This is a genomic window from Acaryochloris marina MBIC11017 (assembly GCF_000018105.1).
In the GTDB taxonomy this organism is placed as follows: Bacteria; Cyanobacteriota; Cyanobacteriia; order Thermosynechococcales; family Thermosynechococcaceae; genus Acaryochloris; species Acaryochloris marina.
On record NC_009928.1, the window covers coordinates 113,347 to 128,384 of the forward strand.

A 15,038-nucleotide genomic window follows, 5' to 3' on the forward strand; every position below is an offset into this window, starting at 1 on the left:
GATGACCTCACTCTACCATGCTTATTAGTCAAAGTTTAGTCAAAGTCCAAATAATGATTCATTGGGTTATGTGTACGGAAATTGCCATTGACGTACACTAAAATGGACGTGGATTCAGATCGGCGATCGCAATGGAAGCATCAGGGTTAGTTCGCTTAGAAATCGATGAGTCGGCAGTTGATGTCGATTTGCTTAGAGCAGTCTTGGTGGAGAAAACCAAACCCTCCACGCGGGAAGGGTATACCAAGGATCTGGTGGACTTCTTTTTATTCGTGACCCAAGGGGAAATGGTCTATGGAGTTGAGGGACCGAAGCGAAAAAGTGAGATAAAGGCGCAGGTGAAGAGGGAATTATCTAGGCTGAGTCAATCCTTTGTGGGGATTGGCAGACTGAAGGCTTTAGAATTAGCCGCTCGGTATCGAGAATGCATGATGCAGCGAGGGTTACAAGCGAATACTATCAATCGGCGGTTGTCCGCAGTGAAGTCCATGGTGCGGATGGCCCGTCGTTTAGAGATGTGTGATTGGACTTTGACGGAAGTTGATGGTTTAACGGTGAAACCTTATCGAGATACCAGAGGAATTACAGCCTCTAAATTTCGACTGATGATGGTATTCATCAATCGGTTTTCCCTAGCTGGGGCTCGGGATTTCGCCATGATGACGCTACTCTGGGAGGCGGGATTGCGACGGTCTGAGCTGGTGGGCTGTGATGTCCGTCATTTTGACTCGGAGCAGAAACGGTTGTCGATTTTAGGGAAAGGAAGGAACGAAAGGGAGTGGATTGATTTGACGGAAAGTGGGGTACTAGCGATTTCAGAGTGGCTGAAACTACGAGAAGTTTATGCCCTCACGGAGCCGTTGTTTATCTCGTTGGATCGGGCGAATTGGGGGTCGCGGTTGTCAGGGACATCGGTATATCGAATTGTCCGGGCTCTAGCGAAGAAGGCTGGGGTGAGCGAGAACTTTGGGCCTCATAAGGTACGCCATAGTGGCACAACGACTTATTTGGAAATGACGGGTGGAGATTTGCGCGGAGCACAAGCTTATTCCCGACACGCCAATCTCAATACGCTCAAGTTCTATGATGACAATCGCAAGCAGCTTCAGAAGAAGGCGTCTGCGAAGTTGGCAGAGACGATCTCTTGGAATGAGGCATCAAGTGAGTCGTCAGATTAAGGCTGCTGCAACCAGTTCAGTCGTGAAGAGTTAATCACTATCTCCACTTAAATGCGCTGGGATCTATATTTGCCAGTAGATTTAGAGGATTTTGCCGGTGAAGCGGTAGCGGGTTACTCCCGCTGATTTTAACATGCTGAGTCCTTAGAAAATAATCGCCTGACCTGAAAGCCCTGCCTAAGCTTGCTTTGAGAAGTAGTCCCTTGTTACTCAGATCGGTGATCCTGCAACCAGTTCACTAGATCAGCAGGTTGCTTAAAGTCGGGCAATGCCTCACCCAAAGCTTCAATCTGAACTAGGGATAGAGCTCGGATCTGCGATCTCAACTCAGGAGCAACGTCACCAATACGACGGGTGAGTAGGCGAAGAATAAGAGATTGCCCCTCTTCCTGACGGCCTTCGTCCAAGGCTTCCTGGTATACCTTAGTTTGCTTGAGTTCGCTTAAGCCCAACATGCTCTCTATCTCTTCTCGGCTCAATTGTGGAAATTTATAGACCACAATTGTTTCAATTAACTCCATTATCGCCGCAAATCTTGGATTTGTCTGTTCTTGAGGCTGAACCCTTGAAAGCAAAGCTTGAGCCTGGGTGGCGGTATCTCCTGAATCAGCCACAATCAACTGCATCAGTCCCACGCCAAGAGAGTCAACGGATTCATCCAAGTCTTCCAAGTAAACGCGATGCACCTGATAGCTATTCAGATTGGCCCGGTACACATGGGGATAGTCCGTCTCAATACTGCGTTTGGGGTAGATAACAACGGCTTGCCAATCGATGGTGTTGGGATGCAGATTCAGATACAGATAAATCTCCGAAAAGAAACGCTGATAGAAAACCGGGTCACGTTGAAACTGAACTTCGACAAACCAGGCAGTCTGGTCTACAGCCTCCGGGGTGGGCAAGAACACTCCATCAAGGCATGCAATTGAGTTGATGGATATTCTATGGGGAATGGCGATCTGAATTTTGAGCTGACTGTCGTAAATTTAATTGAATAGTTATTCAATTAAATTGGACTGCATAATCATAGCCTGTAGTTCTTCATATTCCATCCCTTGAGTTGCCATTGCTAGGCCAGCATGAGCTCTGGCTATTCCTTGTCTTGCCTTTGGACTAAAGTCGTCACCAGCTTCCTCCGCACATTCAATAATTTTTACCGCCAGCGTTAAATTATCATTGACGAGTATCAATGCATTGGCTAAATATAGGTTAGACATTCGAGCGCCATCTCATTTTTAAGGTCATTAACTTTTAATTTAATAAGGTCTTTCCAAAATAAACGGGATATCACTGAGCTATTTTCTTGGTATGAAATTCAATCCAAAATGTTTTTTGAAATCAAAAAATACATCAATATTGGCCTATTTTTTACCATGCAAAAATTTCGAAAATTAATATTCCTAGGCTATCAATCTAAATATTGAATTGCTATACTTTATCCGCATGATGATCATCATGCGGATAAAGTGATAAAACTACGAGTTCTAAACAAGCAAGAATCAAAAAGACTGATTTAATTATAACGGCTTTTTCTGGATACTAATTGATGAATTTTTATCTTGCTTGCATGTAGTTTTTCATTTAAATGCTGTGAATAAATAATCCAATAAGGTTTCTGGTTCATGCCCATGATTCCCTCTCAGATCAAGGTCATTCATCGGCCAACGATGCCTAGAGTTAATGAATGGAGACCTGAATTGATTTGTCAATTATTGAAGCTTCTTCAATTTTCAGTGTATTCGCTGAGGATGAAATATAAATTTTTGTAAACAATAGAAAATAACTAAGTATTCATCTGTTTATTGAGCATGGAGATAGACACAAGCAATGGGTTACGACGTCACATTAGTGAATGAAGCAACGGGAGAGGAGAACACAATTTTTGTCTCGGAGGATGAATTTATTTATGATGCAGCGGAATTAGAAGGAATTGAACTTCCCGCCTCTTGTCGTTCTGGATCTTGCATTACTTGTGTGAGCAAGGTTGTTAATGGTGATGTTGAGCATGATCACTCTATCTTGAGTGATGCAGAAGAGGATGCTGGTTTTATGTTGACCTGCTGTGCCTATGCCCGGTCTAATTGCACGATTCTGGTGAATCAAGAAGATGAGCTGCTAGATTTCAGCACGGTAGCGTAAATAATCTATGACTTTTCCCGAAACTTATGTACTGCATAGAGAAGGTAACATCTTAATTTGCATGTTCTACAGATTGATTAGCCTTGTTCAAGAACGTCGGGATTAAACTCATACACCTCTTGACAGAACTCAGATAGGTCTTCTGGTAGAGTGGAAAAATTGATCCCAACCGTCGCGTGGTCCACTTCCACCACTTCAAACTCAAATCTTTGGGACCAGGCTATCAGCCGATCAACGATATCCTCCGTTTCGACATCGCAGTTGATGCCGTTGGTGCCCAATTTCCGAATCTTCTTAATGGCTTGAGTCAATTCGCGCAGCAAACCCAGCAGGGATTTGGGAACATCCATTCACTCTCTAATCCCATAAAACCACATCCGCACTCAGGTTATTTCGAATAATTTGGCCCAATTGAAGGGTTGACACTGTTGGCGAATTCCAAGAAGTCACGCTGGTAATGGCTGAAGTATCCTCTTGAAAAGAGATACACGAGTTTTTGCTAGTGGAACATCATTAAACCAAGCGTCTAAGCGGACAAAATTGAGAGCAATGGCACAGAAAACATTCTGTAGATGGCTCTTCGCTAACCCGATATACCTTGATTGGCGCATGCCAAATCGCCGTATTCCCTGTGAATGGGTACTCTCAACACCAGCCCGCAGGCTATATTTTTCCTTGAACTCAGTAGTTCGTTGTACCTGACGTCGTTCATTAAGGGCTTGATGTAACTCACGGGGACGGAACGTCAACTCTCTTGGCTGGGTCTTTGATTTCGTACATTGAGATCGCACTGGACAACTTCGGCAAGTGGTCCCCTGGAACCTTGCTTGAATGACATCCTTTCCGTGAATATCCTTTCCAGGCAACCATTTCGTACTGAAGTGGCCTTGAGGACAGACAACCTTCTGTTGGTCCCAACTGATGAGGAAGAAGCTCGAATCAAATCCGTTTCCTGCCTTTGCTTGCCAACTATGATTTTGACGCACTGGACCAATAACATCCATGTCATATTCTGCTTTGCTATTCACCAAATGCTCTGCCGAGAGGTAACCCCCATCTAACAAATGCTCTTTAGGCAACAACTGTTTTTTAGCCAGAGCCAGGTGAATGGGTTCAACAACTTGATCATCTGGAACCGTTGCACTGGTGGTGTGCACATGAGTGATGAGACGTGGACTTTCAGGATCACACACTTCTGTTAAATGAACTTTATAGCCCACCCAATCCATACTTCTTTTATTGCTATAGCGGGCTTCGACATCGTAAGGAGAATGAATGGATGAATCAGAAGGGGGCATATCCTTCACTTTTCGCCATTCGACTGTGCCGTCTGCATTGGGCGGGTAGAATCGCTGGAGCCAGACTTGTCGCAGAGTTTCCACTGCAGGTAGATGCTTTAACCACGGTGGTGAACTAGGGGCATATATGGCGTCAAGCAGTGTCAAACCATCTTGACCGATAGTACTGCCCAAAGCTTTGCGTTCGCTATCGGGTTTGGGCAAGCGATAATTCTCTATTCGTCGACCATAGCGATCAAACCAGTCATCGTGCATGTGTTCGCTTAACCACTGTGGATCTGCGACAACCAAACTATTGAGAGCAGCCCGAAAGGTTTCACCAAATAACTCCAACCGATTGAGGGTTCGGATCGACGCTAGGATATGGGTCGCATCCGTTCGTTGTTGATGGTGTTCTTTAAGGAACCCTTTTGCTTGAAGGTGCTCAAGGAAGCTATCAAATAGCTGTTGTTCCTTGTCACCCGCGATCAGACGCTTGCGAAATTCACTCAAAACAGAATAATTAAATCCAGAGTCTCTCAGCGGTAGGCTCAGGGCATATTTCCAATCTATCCGGGCTCGAACGGCATCAGCCGCTTGACGGTCTGAAAGATTCTCAAGAAATTGCATGATGCAAACTAGCACAAGCTGCCAGGGGGATAGAGCTGGTTGTCCTTTCTTCGGAAACAGATCAGCAAAATCGTGATCGTGATAGATAATGCCAAGTTCATCACGTAGTTGCATATACAGATTGCCATCAGGAAAGGCAGCCCTAGCTACTTCAATGGTTTCACTGGGGATGTCCAACAAGTCTGTCGGGCGCATAGACATAACAATGAGCCTCCAGAGTGAGCGTGATTGAGTTTGAGTTTTAGCAGTACCATACCTCAATCCACAAAAGGCTTACTGCATCAAGTGTTAGAAGCTATTTTCAGCCGACTTAGATCATTGCGGAATATTTCGCCAACAGTGTCAACCCTTCAATTGGGCCAATTTAAAGCGTAGATTAACGAGTATTTATGGCTCTGGAGAACTCTGAGGGTAATAAAAAGACAGCTTCAGAACTGAAAGCTGTCTAAAAATATGCTGTGGAAGATTAGAGAAATGCTCAATTCTCATCTCTTCTCAATAGAGAGTACCCTAGTCGGAAATCAATATGATCGGATGGGTCAATCTCTTACTAGAGAATTATCAATGGCTCACTGATGAGTTGAAAAGCTAGAATTATCTCGAGGATCATCGAATGTCCTAGTCGGTGTTTGCCAAATTGTGTAAAACCGCTTTAACCCTTTCGGAGTGACATCAATATCATCATTTCTTAAGACCAATTCACCATTGGCGAACGTACAACCTATAGCTCAGAGAATGCCAAGGAACTCTTCGCGATTGGCTATGACGGGAATCACTTCATCCAACTCTTGACTGCTGTATATCTGTGCCACTTGATTTAAGCGCTCAGGATAGTGATCATCCAATGTCTGCGTATAGTAAAACAGCAATGGGGTTGGATGATCATCTCCAAACAGGGCATTACAAATGCAGGTGGAGGTCATCAACATCCACATGGCAATCTTCTTAGGATCTGTAGACGGATCCCGCGCAATATCCAAAAGCAAATCCATCAAGTTATTCCTTAGTGGAACATTCAGGATAGCCTCAACGTTTTTCCAAACAGCAAGGGTACTGGGGTTCATCAGCAAGTCAGCCTTGTGTTCATCATCTTATTGGGATACCTAATTTCCACCCATAATTTCAAGTTATCCCTCGTCCATCTGTAAATTGTTCTGGGTTGTAGTACCCCGTCATTGATTACTTGCCACAACCAATCACTAGAACATCTAAGCACCAATTAATTTTTGTGTTGAACCAAAATAGTGGATTTATTGGTATTAATAAATCATCATGAAATTGCTAAGAAAATCTATAACTTTCCCAGAGCTAATAGCGAATAATCCTTATCAAGCAGATATCCTGCTAATTCTCAGAGAGCTAAAATTATTAAGATCTAAGTAATTAGTTAGTAAAGTTTCTGTATTCAGGGATAATAGAGTGATTGAATCATGGGAGTCTTGCAGGTAAGCTGATTGCTCTCTTTGTTTAATCCTTAAATACACATATTTTTCATAATTGTGTTGTTTTCATCTAGGTTGATAAACTTAGCTTGAAGAAAAGTATTATCTGATTTCTTGATTCTATTTTCCTATGTAAATCTATCCACTTAAAAATTAAGATTTTCGTCTTTCTTGATTTATTTGAATTAGCCTACTATCAATAATAAATAAGGAATTATTGAAGAAGATGTCTCCTGATATTTTCGTGTAATTTTTTATTTCGTTGGAAGGTCTTTTTATGGACGTTAGCCTAATCATATCCAATATTCTTAATCCACCTGTGCTGTTCTTTTTCCTGGGTATGATGGCTGTTTTCGTTCAATCTGACTTAGAAATACCAGCCCCAATTCCGAAGTTATTCTCACTTTATCTGCTCTTTGCAATTGGCTTTAAGGGGGGCGTTGAATTAGTTAAGAGTGGGATTACCCAGGATGTAATGCTCACCTTAGCCGCTTCAGTGCTAATGGCCTGTTTTGTCCCGCTCTATACGTTCTTTATTCTCAAAATTAAGCTGGGGAATTATGATGCCGCTGCGATCGCAGCCACGTATGGTTCCATTAGTGCCGTGACATTCATTACCGCTAGTGCTTTCTTAACCGATTTAGGGATTGATTTTGATGGCTTTATGGTAGCCGCCCTAGCCTTAATGGAATCTCCTGCAATTATCGTTGGCTTGATTCTCGTTAACCTGTTTGCCGCCAACCGGGAACAAGACTTGGAATGGTCGGAAGTTTTAAAGGAAGCGTTTCTCAACAGTTCAGTGTTTCTTCTCGTCGGTAGTTTGCTGATCGGCGTCTTAACGGGAGAGCATGGTTGGGAAGTCCTAGAACCTTTCACCCAAGGATTATTCTATGGCGTGCTCACCTTTTTCTTACTCGACATGGGACTAGTGGCCGCTCGAAGAATTAAAGACTTGCAAAAAACCGGAGTTTTCTTAGTTGGGTTTGCCATACTGATACCAATCGTAAATGCTGGTATCGGGTTAGGAATCGCCAAACTGATTGGCATGTCCGTTGGCAATGCGCTCTTATACTCAGTACTTTGTGCAAGTGCTTCATACATTGCCGTTCCTGCCGCAATGCGCATGACTGTTCCTGAAGCCAATCCGAGCCTCTATGTTTCAACGGCGTTGGCTGTGACCTTTCCGTTCAATATTATTGTCGGAATCCCTCTATACCTTGCTGGAATCGAGTTTTTATGGAGTTAAGGGCATGCATCCTGTTAAGAAAATTGAAATTATTGCCAATTCCTTTGAACTCGGTAAAATTTTAGACGCTTTAGATCAATCGGGGGTTCATGGGCATGCCATTATTCGGAATGTGGCGGGCAAAGGGTTGCGAGGGACCACGGAAGATCTTGACCACACCATGCTGGATAACGTTTACATTATTGCCTTCTGCGCACCTGACTTGTTGAAGCCAGTCGTGGAGAATATTCGCCCTATCCTTAATAAGTTTGGCGGGACTTGTTACGTTACAGATACTCAAGAAATTCGGTCTGTGCGCTGCATTTCATAGCGAATGGCCACAGGCTTGGCATTTGTGATACTGTCCAGGTTCGCATCCAGAACGAATGGACTGACTGTGATTACTCAGACACCCGAGTGCCTTTAGACGCAAGATAACTCGACCACTTTGAATGGAGTTCCACTTTTGTTTATTCATGGCAAATCCTCCAATTTCATCTGTCCAAACCATTCCTGTTTTGTGGACGCATTGGCTTTTCGGAACAGCGCATCAAATTTCAAGTGGCAGGGCGCACAGAGAGCATTGAGATTATCTGGGTGATTGTTCTGTGGATCTTGGTCAAGGTGGGCCACCGTGAGAGTGAATCGCTGAGGTTTTTCTTCTTCCCCCTCTGAAGTGATCGGGAACCATTCAGGGTACGTAATCATCAGACAGAAAGCGAAGTGCAGCCGCTCAACCCCCGGTTTTCGACAGGGTTTACCGCACTGAGTACAACACCAGTTGGCGTCTTCCTTGACTTGCAATGCAATCTCATCCCAGTTTTCGGGATATCGTGCCCGGATCATTGGCATTACAGAACCTCCAATGTTTGTTGCTTTGGGGCTGGATACTTCCATTCGAGATAGGATTTAATGCAACGACCCGGATCATGGTCAGAAGTGATGAAAATGGCTAGGTCTGACTTCATACCCAACTCTTCTAAGCAGGCCAAGATTTCATCTCGACTAAAACCTTTGTATCGATTGCTAATCAACACACCACATTGTTTAGCGATGCGTTTTGCAGCTCTCACAGGTTCTTTCCCACACAGCACAACTTCATGAAGCCATTGGCGATAGGTGTTGTAGCAAGGTTCGGCGTCTTTTTCGGGGTGGAAGGGATGGAACGGGCTGATTAGGGGTGACTGGTCGATTCTGAAACCGGGCTGGGATTGATTTGCACGGGTTGATTTTGTAAGGGTAATATTCATCGTGATTTCTCCAAATCTGGAGCAGGTTGGAATCAGCTAGTAATGAGGGTCATGTTCTCGGCAATCTCATTGGCTAGAGTCACCATCATTCGTTGTTGTGTGGTGAGTCCTGACGAGAAAGCCTCTAAGACCGCTTCAGCGGCAGGGACCGAAGGACTGATGATCGAGAGTAGTGCCGACGTAATTGGACTGCCTCTCGACAAAGTTGATGTAGATATACCCAATAAGCCGAGAGCCATAGAAGACATTGAGCTTTCGGTTGTTGTCAGCAGTGGGCCTAGTCCATAGATCTGTAAATAGTTCATCAGTTATCCATGCGGCGTGAATCCCTTAAATTGCCACTGGAAAGGTTTGGCCATAGTGTGATTGAAATATTCAATAAAATCGAGGATGCGCTGTTGCAAATCATCCGTGGAGGTGAAATTTCCTCGACGAATCAATCGACGCACCAAAATACTAAACCAGCATTCAATCTGATTGAGCCAGGAGGTATGTTTGGGGATATAAACAAATCGGATCCGATGGCTGGGGTCGCTCAAGAAGGCCGTGCGAGTTTCCATCGATTGAAGGATACCAGATTGACCCTTAACGCCTAAATCTGAATCAATACCGCAACAGACAGCGACCCATCGCACAAGGGAAGCAGATCGATGGGTATTGAGCTGGTCGAGCAGAAAAACCCACCCATCGTCCGGTGCTGTTTCAACTGTCTTGGCAATATGATTGGCAAAGTCAAATTCTTTTCGCGTGGGTCCGATAGAAGGCGCAATCACCTTTCCCAGAGCCACATGCCAGTTGGCGATGAGACTGAGGGTACCATGCCGCTCATATTCAAATTCCAAACGACGCGGTTGACCTGGTTGCATAGCTTGGTCTGGGTGCAGTCGTTCAAGCGCCTGAATGCCAGTCATTTCATCCGTACTAACAAGGTGAATCTGGTGAGCTTCCAGTTCAGCTGCTGATTCATACAGTTGGCAAACCTGGCGCACTTTCGCCTCGAACGCTTCTGGGTCCTCAGGGTTAGCATTGAGCCAATAGCGACTCCGATGAGGCTGCAGCTGAGCCTCTCCCCAAAAAACGTCTCACACTGCTGGCCGACAGGTGAGGGACGATGCCGCGTTTAATCGCTTCATCAGCAATCTCTTCAGGCGTCCATTGACTCACAGGCCGGGCTGAGTTCTGAGGAGATTCACAGGCAATGGCCACAATTTGGACCACCTGCTCTGGGGTAAAGGTGGGTGGGACACCTGGACGTGGGGCATCTGTTAAGGTCGCCAACACTTGCTGGTTCAATGCTGGTTTGCTGTCGTCTACTTGCTCACAAAGGGCAAGACGCTCTTGGTTATCTACCCAGCGCTGACGCCAATAGCGAACTTGGTTGCGGTCGAGTTGCCATTGACGGCTAATCTGGGTGTTACTTTTGCCTGAGGCGGCTGATAGGATGATGCTCGCTCGACGCACCAAGCGATAAGGATTGGTGGTTTGTCGAACGATTTGGAGCAAACAATGGTGTTGTTGCTGTGATAGCTCAATAGGAGTGGCTTTGGGAGTTGGCATTGGCAGAGAAAGGATCTTGAACAAGAGGGTTTCTCTGAAACTATCTGATGTCTGTACAATTTTGCATAACTGATGGGTTATCTTCAAAATCTAGGACTAGTATGGAGTTCGTAGGAGAGAAGTTCAATGTTGTCGAGAACTTGATGGGGGAGAACTGTATGATTCATAACGAATAACCTCAAGGTTGTTTCTGTAAGTCATAGGCATCGCGTTGTTTGTTCATGAGCTAGTGGTGCCTTTTACTGTTTGGGAATGAATGAAATAGTGTCATAACCGCCGTGAATCAGTGCCTCAAGCATCAGTGCCACCTCCATATGCTTAAGGGCATCGACATGCCGACGCTCTGACCTCAGCGTCGTGGCCTCAGCCATAAGATAAGCAACGCAATCTCTAAAGCACTGCGCCTTTTGCCAGTCAAAGGGTATTCGTTGAATCTCTGGCTCTAACTGGGGCCAGACCAGCGGATTAAACAGTTTCTAGGCACCACTGATAGTCAAATCACCAGAAGCAATCAGGTTTTTTGCCGTGGTAATCGTCATGACAGCCACTGGGGAATACACGGTGTTAACGACGGGCAGATTCAGCGAGAATTGGGGTAAGCATGGTTGGTCTTTCATGGTTTTCTCCAAAAGGATGCTAATGAGGAAAGGCCAGCCCCGATGGTTGGGGGGATAGCTATAGGGCTGACCCAGAGATGGATAGGGGAAAACGTTAGGCAGCTTTGCCAACCTGTTCAAGTAAATGGTTGTGTGCCCAGTCCCACCAAGAGCGGCGTTCCCAGTTAATTGCTTCGATGTCTTGGCCTTTTGCTTCGTTGTAGAGGGGCACGATTACTGAATCGAGGTCTTCAACTGCGCCTGGAGAAACCCCAGAGAGTTCGTACACAGTATCGGCTATGGATTCTAGTTCTTTGCGCTTACTTGCAAGTTGCTCGAAGAATGTCTCCCAGCTTTTAATTCGGGTAATGGCGAGTTGATCCTTGAGTTCATTCAGGGCAACGAACATTAACACGTCCTGACACGCAACCTGTTTTAGAACCCTGAATACAGCTTCTTTGAGGGGAGAGCCTTTTGCTTTATTCGTCTTCCGCTGTTCTAGCCCCGTTGCTTCAAGGGTCAGCAGTCAAAACAGCTCAAGGACATGATCTCGGTTCCGTAGATTGCGGTTTCCGTGGTGAAGCTCCCAGGCAAATTTGGCGAGTTTGTCTTGTCCTGTAGGTTCATCAGGCTTGTAGGCGTTTATTTATCAATGGAACGGTTTTGGTCGAGCTATATCTTGGCATTGAGTCGTCTCCCCTAGACAAATAAAGCAGACTTTTGATAGCCATTGTTAGCCACACGGACCAAAATGGCAAAGAGTATCACCGCTAGTTTGAATAGCAAGACTCTTGAACTTGTCTTGTTTAGCTTGCTCACCTCATCTAGGGAATCTTAAAAGGTAGAAATCAAGATTACACCTTCTGGCAGTTAAGGGAGATGCCTGAAAGGTGGTTTTTGACCATCACACTCTACCTCACCCGATAATTTTAATGGACGCAGATTTTGACTTAGACTCCCTATATCAGCAGCTTCAGGACGAAGATGTCATTGAGTTAACTATCATCGACGGAGACTTGGCTCCCGGTCAAACAGCCGAAATTACCATTGCCAGTAAGTGGCTGACCAGATATCACCTTTATCTATTTTTTGAGCATCACTCGCAGAGCTTCGACTTGGCAGGGGTCAAAGAGGGAGCCAGTAAGACAAAGGTGAATTTAATCATTGACCACATGGATGCCATCAGCTCGGAGAAAGCCTACATATTTACTTATGGCAGTGAAATGTCTTGGAGTATTCAACTGGTGCGGTGGAAGAAACTCACTAGGGCTTAAGACTTTGAGTAGAAGTTGAGTGTTGGTAAACCCCGAATCAATACACTTGGACAAGACAAGTGAGATTCAACCATGACTCAGATTCCATCCCTGACTCACCAACAGCTAGAGCTGCTGAGAATAGCCAAGAAGAATACTGTGGCCGAATTACGGCTTTCCTATGAGTTTCCAGTGCTCGATGACAATGAACCCCCAATCGGCCATCCACCGTTCATCCAAGAATTGATTGATCACCATTTCATCCAGGTGCAAGTCAAAGAAACTTCCCTGCGTGCTTCCGAGTTTCAGCAAGAAAATTGGATGGAGTACTGTGATGGGATTGACTATCCTCACCAAGCCGATTGGGACCGATGGCGGCAGGGATTCATCGCTCAATTAAGTGAAGGGATTGAGAGCCTGATGATTCCAGGGAAAAATCTAAGGCAATTTACGCAGGTTTGGATCCGAGAGATTAGTCTACGAGCGGTTCAGCCGAGTAGTCCGTGAGTGGGGTTTGTGGCTGGGATTTAATTAAACCTAATTAAAGGCTGGAGTTGAAATTCAATGAGCGATAGATGTCACTACGTCTTTGGTTCAATAGCCATCATTCCCCTCATAGCTGTATGCAACACAGCTCAATGACATGGGGGATGGAGACAGGCTTAACCTGCATGTTTTGAGTAATTATTGGGTATAACCGACCGTTCTGTTGGGTGTTGAATATAGAATCTCCAAGCAAGTATTGAAGGGTTAAGCAGACTTGGACACTTTTCTTAATTGATAATTCAGCAAATCAGTATAAGACAACAAGGGAGAGCCATGATTCCATTGTGCAGGTAGCTCTCCGTTGTAAATAGCTTGGCGAATGTCAGTCAGGGTGAGACCGAATAGAGATGTGGCTGCTTCAGGCGAAATTCGGGAGGAAAACATGATGTCTCCACTAGATGATTGAGGAACGGATACGAGGAGAACATTCAATGCCAAAGAAATTATAAATATTTAGTTAAAAAAGTATAAAAAAATTAATGTTGTCTTTATGATTATAGCCCTACGAAACTATGTTAGTACTATTGATATAGAAGATATCCCTACATTAGTATGCCAGCACCCTATAGTTATGACCTTCGTCGTAAAGCCGTTGATGCCTTCAAGAATGGTGAACGGAAAGTCGATATCTGTCGAATGTTGAACATCAGCCGTAATACCTTGCATCTATGGATAGTCCGCGAAGAAGCTACAGGTGACTGTCAGGCGATTACCAACTACCAACAAGGGGCTCGCCACAAGATCACAGATTGGGAGCGCTTTCGTGAATTTGCTCAAGAGCATGGGGGTAAAACCCAGGCCCAAATGGCTAAGCTATGGGGGGATAATGTCACCCAGCAAAATATCAGTGATGCCTTGAGAAAACTGGGATTGAGTCGAAAAAAAAGACCTATGGCTATCGAGAACGAGATGAAACACAACGTCAAGCATTTATAGAACGATTACAGACCAAACACCCTCATCAGATCGTCTATGTAGACGAAGCGGGTATCGATAATCGAGCGGACTATCCTTATGGATACTGCCCTGTGGGTCAACGATTTTATGACCTCAAATCAGGCAAGCGGACAGAGCGAGTCAGTTTTATTGCTGCGCTCAAAGAAGGCCAGTTATTTTCTCCCATGACCTTTGAAGGGTCTTGCAATCGGTTGTTATTCGAAGCGTGGTTACAGCAGAGTCTTATATCCCAGTTACAACTTGGCGATGTGATTGTGATTGATAATGCCAGTTTTCATCATGGCCAGAGGATCGAAGAAATCGTAGCTGAAGCAGGCTGTGAGATTTGGTATCTACCGAGCTATTCTCCAGATCTCAATAAAATCGAGCGATGGTGGTTTGTGCTCAAAAACTGGATGAAGCAGCGGTGGGATGAATTTGATACCTTTCGTGATTGTGTGGATGCTGCTTTCAAAGAGCGTACTAACATATATCCGTAGTGCTATAACGGCGGCTTAAACCGATATTGGACTATCTTCCCTCCTAAATTCTAGGTGTAAGTTTTTAGTCTCGATGTTAGAGCTTGAGTCCCTTTGGGCAAAATTAGTCTAATCAGCTATTACGAACCTGATTACTTCATCAAGGAAATAGGAATATCTAGCCCCTATGACGACAAAGGTAGGGGCTGTTTTCTTTCTTAATCGAAAAATGGCTCATGAAGCTTGCGCCTTAAAAGAAAAAACACCACATTCTTCCCCAAGAGCGGTGTTTTTTCTTGAATGACAATGAATGCCTCAATCAGACTTATTGTTCCCATAGAGGAGAAAAGGCAAACATCACAAGAATGCCAATGAACAAGACTTAATCATCACAGGGTTATTGGAATTGGGGTGAACGTGGTTAGGAAGCTTTATCACTTCAGATAAATGAAATTTGAAACGACGTAATTATGTTTGGGGTGAAGCCAATCATCAGGCCAAGCACTAATGTAACTTCAAGCCTACAGATA

Annotated in this window: 22 protein-coding genes; 8 read left to right on the forward strand and 14 right to left on the reverse strand. The window is 44.7% G+C overall.

Going from position 1 to position 15,038, the window contains the following annotated elements:
- Positions 1-131 precede the first annotated feature (131 nt).
- Positions 132-1,178 carry a tyrosine-type recombinase/integrase gene (locus AM1_RS32605; protein ID WP_012167405.1) on the forward strand — a complete coding sequence of 349 codons (1,047 nt, stop codon included), beginning with the start codon at positions 132-134 and terminating at the stop codon, positions 1,176-1,178.
- Positions 1,179-1,384: 206 nt separating this feature from the next.
- Here AM1_RS32605 and AM1_RS32610 read toward each other — a convergent pair whose 3' ends face one another.
- Positions 1,385-2,080 carry a DUF2887 domain-containing protein gene (locus AM1_RS32610; RefSeq protein WP_012167406.1) on the reverse strand — a complete coding sequence of 232 codons (696 nt, stop codon included), beginning with the start codon at positions 2,078-2,080 and terminating at the stop codon, positions 1,385-1,387.
- Between the two features lie 96 nt (positions 2,081-2,176).
- Entirely contained in the window at positions 2,177-2,395 is a 219-nt protein-coding gene (locus AM1_RS32615; RefSeq protein ID WP_012167407.1) for a hypothetical protein, read from the reverse strand.
- A 610-nt stretch (positions 2,396-3,005) separates the two neighbouring features.
- Here AM1_RS32615 and AM1_RS32620 point away from each other — a divergent pair.
- Positions 3,006-3,317, forward strand: coding sequence for a 2Fe-2S iron-sulfur cluster-binding protein (locus tag AM1_RS32620; RefSeq protein WP_012167410.1), 312 nt, complete (start codon positions 3,006-3,008; stop codon positions 3,315-3,317).
- Positions 3,318-3,394: 77 nt separating this feature from the next.
- Here the strand turns inward: AM1_RS32620 and AM1_RS32625 are convergent, their stop codons facing one another.
- The 3 genes from AM1_RS32625 to AM1_RS43640 all read right to left on the reverse strand — a co-directional run bounded on the left by AM1_RS32625 (position 3,395) and on the right by AM1_RS43640 (position 6,216).
- Complete coding sequence (locus AM1_RS32625) at positions 3,395-3,667, reverse strand: DUF4253 domain-containing protein (RefSeq protein ID WP_012167411.1); 273 nt, start codon at positions 3,665-3,667, stop codon at positions 3,395-3,397.
- Positions 3,668-3,763: 96 nt separating this feature from the next.
- Entirely contained in the window at positions 3,764-5,425 is a 1,662-nt protein-coding gene (locus tag AM1_RS32630; RefSeq protein ID WP_012167412.1) for an IS5-like element ISAcma45 family transposase, read from the reverse strand.
- Positions 5,426-5,952: 527 nt separating this feature from the next.
- Complete coding sequence (locus tag AM1_RS43640) at positions 5,953-6,216, reverse strand: hypothetical protein (protein ID WP_012167415.1); 264 nt, start codon at positions 6,214-6,216, stop codon at positions 5,953-5,955.
- Between the two features lie 727 nt (positions 6,217-6,943).
- On the opposite strand from AM1_RS43640, the gene AM1_RS32640 reads away from it, so the two are divergent.
- Both AM1_RS32640 and AM1_RS32645 read left to right on the forward strand, forming a co-directional pair.
- Complete coding sequence (locus tag AM1_RS32640; protein ID WP_012167417.1) at positions 6,944-7,912, forward strand: sodium-dependent bicarbonate transport family permease; 969 nt, start codon at positions 6,944-6,946, stop codon at positions 7,910-7,912.
- Between the two features lie 4 nt (positions 7,913-7,916).
- On the forward strand, positions 7,917-8,222 hold the full coding sequence (locus AM1_RS32645) for a P-II family nitrogen regulator (RefSeq protein ID WP_012167418.1): 306 nt from the start codon (positions 7,917-7,919) through the stop codon (positions 8,220-8,222).
- Here AM1_RS32645 and AM1_RS42610 read toward each other — a convergent pair.
- Genes AM1_RS42610 through AM1_RS32655 form a run of 3 tightly spaced genes read right to left on the reverse strand, consistent with a single transcriptional unit; the run spans position 8,217 to position 9,141 of the window.
- Complete coding sequence (locus AM1_RS42610; protein ID WP_187152991.1) at positions 8,217-8,369, reverse strand: hypothetical protein; 153 nt, start codon at positions 8,367-8,369, stop codon at positions 8,217-8,219. The genes AM1_RS32645 and AM1_RS42610 overlap by 6 nt on opposite strands.
- Entirely contained in the window at positions 8,366-8,743 is a 378-nt protein-coding gene (locus AM1_RS32650) for a hypothetical protein (RefSeq protein ID WP_012167419.1), read from the reverse strand. Before AM1_RS32650 ends, AM1_RS42610 begins: the two co-directional genes overlap by 4 nt.
- Positions 8,743-9,141 (reverse strand): hypothetical protein, encoded by a 399-nt coding sequence (locus tag AM1_RS32655; RefSeq protein ID WP_012167420.1) that lies wholly within the window; start codon positions 9,139-9,141, stop codon positions 8,743-8,745. The genes AM1_RS32650 and AM1_RS32655 overlap by 1 nt, the downstream gene beginning before the upstream one ends.
- A 51-nt stretch (positions 9,142-9,192) precedes the next feature.
- Here AM1_RS32655 and AM1_RS42615 point away from each other — a divergent pair, with 51 nt between their 5' ends.
- On the forward strand, positions 9,193-9,429 hold the full coding sequence (locus tag AM1_RS42615; protein WP_012167421.1) for a hypothetical protein: 237 nt from the start codon (positions 9,193-9,195) through the stop codon (positions 9,427-9,429).
- A gap of 20 nt (positions 9,430-9,449) precedes the next feature.
- Here the strand turns inward: AM1_RS42615 and AM1_RS32665 are convergent, their stop codons facing one another.
- The 5 genes from AM1_RS32665 to AM1_RS32680 all read right to left on the reverse strand — a co-directional run bounded on the left by AM1_RS32665 (position 9,450) and on the right by AM1_RS32680 (position 11,703).
- Complete coding sequence (locus tag AM1_RS32665; protein ID WP_049783892.1) at positions 9,450-10,052, reverse strand: transposase; 603 nt, start codon at positions 10,050-10,052, stop codon at positions 9,450-9,452.
- Positions 10,053-10,161: 109 nt separating this feature from the next.
- Positions 10,162-10,698, reverse strand: a complete 537-nt coding sequence (locus AM1_RS32670) for a helix-turn-helix domain-containing protein (RefSeq protein ID WP_049783886.1) — start codon at positions 10,696-10,698, stop codon at positions 10,162-10,164.
- Between the two features lie 239 nt (positions 10,699-10,937).
- The gene (locus AM1_RS44135; protein WP_012167422.1) at positions 10,938-11,069 is read right to left on the reverse strand and encodes a hypothetical protein; all 132 of its coding nucleotides are present in this window, start codon (positions 11,067-11,069) and stop codon (positions 10,938-10,940) included.
- 105 nt (positions 11,070-11,174) lie between these two features.
- Positions 11,175-11,315, reverse strand: coding sequence for a hypothetical protein (locus tag AM1_RS43645; RefSeq protein WP_012167423.1), 141 nt, complete (start codon positions 11,313-11,315; stop codon positions 11,175-11,177).
- 94 nt (positions 11,316-11,409) lie between these two features.
- Positions 11,410-11,703 carry a hypothetical protein gene (locus tag AM1_RS32680; protein ID WP_012167424.1) on the reverse strand — a complete coding sequence of 98 codons (294 nt, stop codon included), beginning with the start codon at positions 11,701-11,703 and terminating at the stop codon, positions 11,410-11,412.
- Between the two features lie 523 nt (positions 11,704-12,226).
- Between AM1_RS32680 and AM1_RS32685 the strand changes: the two genes are divergently transcribed.
- Together AM1_RS32685 and AM1_RS32690 are read left to right on the forward strand one after the other, a co-directional pair.
- A complete protein-coding gene (locus tag AM1_RS32685; RefSeq protein WP_238549371.1) occupies positions 12,227-12,568 on the forward strand; it encodes a hypothetical protein in 342 nt (113 codons plus the stop codon).
- A gap of 72 nt (positions 12,569-12,640) precedes the next feature.
- Positions 12,641-13,054: a hypothetical protein gene (locus AM1_RS32690; protein WP_012167428.1), complete on the forward strand. Its 414-nt coding sequence runs from the start codon at positions 12,641-12,643 to the stop codon at positions 13,052-13,054.
- 243 nt (positions 13,055-13,297) lie between these two features.
- Here AM1_RS32690 and AM1_RS32695 read toward each other — a convergent pair whose 3' ends face one another.
- Positions 13,298-13,477, reverse strand: a complete 180-nt coding sequence (locus AM1_RS32695) for a hypothetical protein (RefSeq protein WP_012167429.1) — start codon at positions 13,475-13,477, stop codon at positions 13,298-13,300.
- Between the two features lie 168 nt (positions 13,478-13,645).
- Here AM1_RS32695 and AM1_RS40355 point away from each other — a divergent pair.
- A protein-coding gene (locus AM1_RS40355; RefSeq protein WP_076611717.1) for an IS630-like element ISAcma31 family transposase occupies positions 13,646-14,529 on the forward strand; the annotation gives its coding sequence in 2 pieces (ribosomal slippage) (positions 13,646-13,972 and positions 13,975-14,529; 882 coding nt in all).
- The last annotated feature ends 509 nt before the right edge of the window (positions 14,530-15,038 follow it).

What these genes read in the sequence shown, in the direction of transcription:
- AM1_RS32605 (WP_012167405.1), top strand. Translation starts at nt 132, where the DNA reads ATGGAAGCATCAGGGTTAGTTCGCTTAGAAATCGATGAGTCGGCAGTT.
- AM1_RS32615 (WP_012167407.1), bottom strand. Translation starts at nt 2,395, where the DNA reads ATGTCTAACCTATATTTAGCCAATGCATTGATACTCGTCAATGATAAT.
- AM1_RS32620 (WP_012167410.1), top strand. Translation starts at nt 3,006, where the DNA reads ATGGGTTACGACGTCACATTAGTGAATGAAGCAACGGGAGAGGAGAAC.
- AM1_RS32625 (WP_012167411.1), bottom strand. Translation starts at nt 3,667, where the DNA reads ATGGATGTTCCCAAATCCCTGCTGGGTTTGCTGCGCGAATTGACTCAA.
- AM1_RS32630 (WP_012167412.1), bottom strand. Translation starts at nt 5,425, where the DNA reads ATGTCTATGCGCCCGACAGACTTGTTGGACATCCCCAGTGAAACCATT.
- AM1_RS43640 (WP_012167415.1), bottom strand. Translation starts at nt 6,216, where the DNA reads ATGGATTTGCTTTTGGATATTGCGCGGGATCCGTCTACAGATCCTAAG.
- AM1_RS32640 (WP_012167417.1), top strand. Translation starts at nt 6,944, where the DNA reads ATGGACGTTAGCCTAATCATATCCAATATTCTTAATCCACCTGTGCTG.
- AM1_RS32645 (WP_012167418.1), top strand. Translation starts at nt 7,917, where the DNA reads ATGCATCCTGTTAAGAAAATTGAAATTATTGCCAATTCCTTTGAACTC.
- AM1_RS42610 (WP_187152991.1), bottom strand. Translation starts at nt 8,369, where the DNA reads ATGAATAAACAAAAGTGGAACTCCATTCAAAGTGGTCGAGTTATCTTG.
- AM1_RS32650 (WP_012167419.1), bottom strand. Translation starts at nt 8,743, where the DNA reads ATGCCAATGATCCGGGCACGATATCCCGAAAACTGGGATGAGATTGCA.
- AM1_RS32655 (WP_012167420.1), bottom strand. Translation starts at nt 9,141, where the DNA reads ATGAATATTACCCTTACAAAATCAACCCGTGCAAATCAATCCCAGCCC.
- AM1_RS42615 (WP_012167421.1), top strand. Translation starts at nt 9,193, where the DNA reads ATGTTCTCGGCAATCTCATTGGCTAGAGTCACCATCATTCGTTGTTGT.
- AM1_RS32665 (WP_049783892.1), bottom strand. Translation starts at nt 10,052, where the DNA reads ATGACTGGCATTCAGGCGCTTGAACGACTGCACCCAGACCAAGCTATG.
- AM1_RS32670 (WP_049783886.1), bottom strand. Translation starts at nt 10,698, where the DNA reads ATGCCAACTCCCAAAGCCACTCCTATTGAGCTATCACAGCAACAACAC.
- AM1_RS44135 (WP_012167422.1), bottom strand. Translation starts at nt 11,069, where the DNA reads ATGGCTGAGGCCACGACGCTGAGGTCAGAGCGTCGGCATGTCGATGCC.
- AM1_RS43645 (WP_012167423.1), bottom strand. Translation starts at nt 11,315, where the DNA reads ATGAAAGACCAACCATGCTTACCCCAATTCTCGCTGAATCTGCCCGTC.
- AM1_RS32680 (WP_012167424.1), bottom strand. Translation starts at nt 11,703, where the DNA reads ATGTTCGTTGCCCTGAATGAACTCAAGGATCAACTCGCCATTACCCGA.
- AM1_RS32685 (WP_238549371.1), top strand. Translation starts at nt 12,227, where the DNA reads ATGGACGCAGATTTTGACTTAGACTCCCTATATCAGCAGCTTCAGGAC.
- AM1_RS32690 (WP_012167428.1), top strand. Translation starts at nt 12,641, where the DNA reads ATGACTCAGATTCCATCCCTGACTCACCAACAGCTAGAGCTGCTGAGA.
- AM1_RS32695 (WP_012167429.1), bottom strand. Translation starts at nt 13,477, where the DNA reads ATGTTTTCCTCCCGAATTTCGCCTGAAGCAGCCACATCTCTATTCGGT.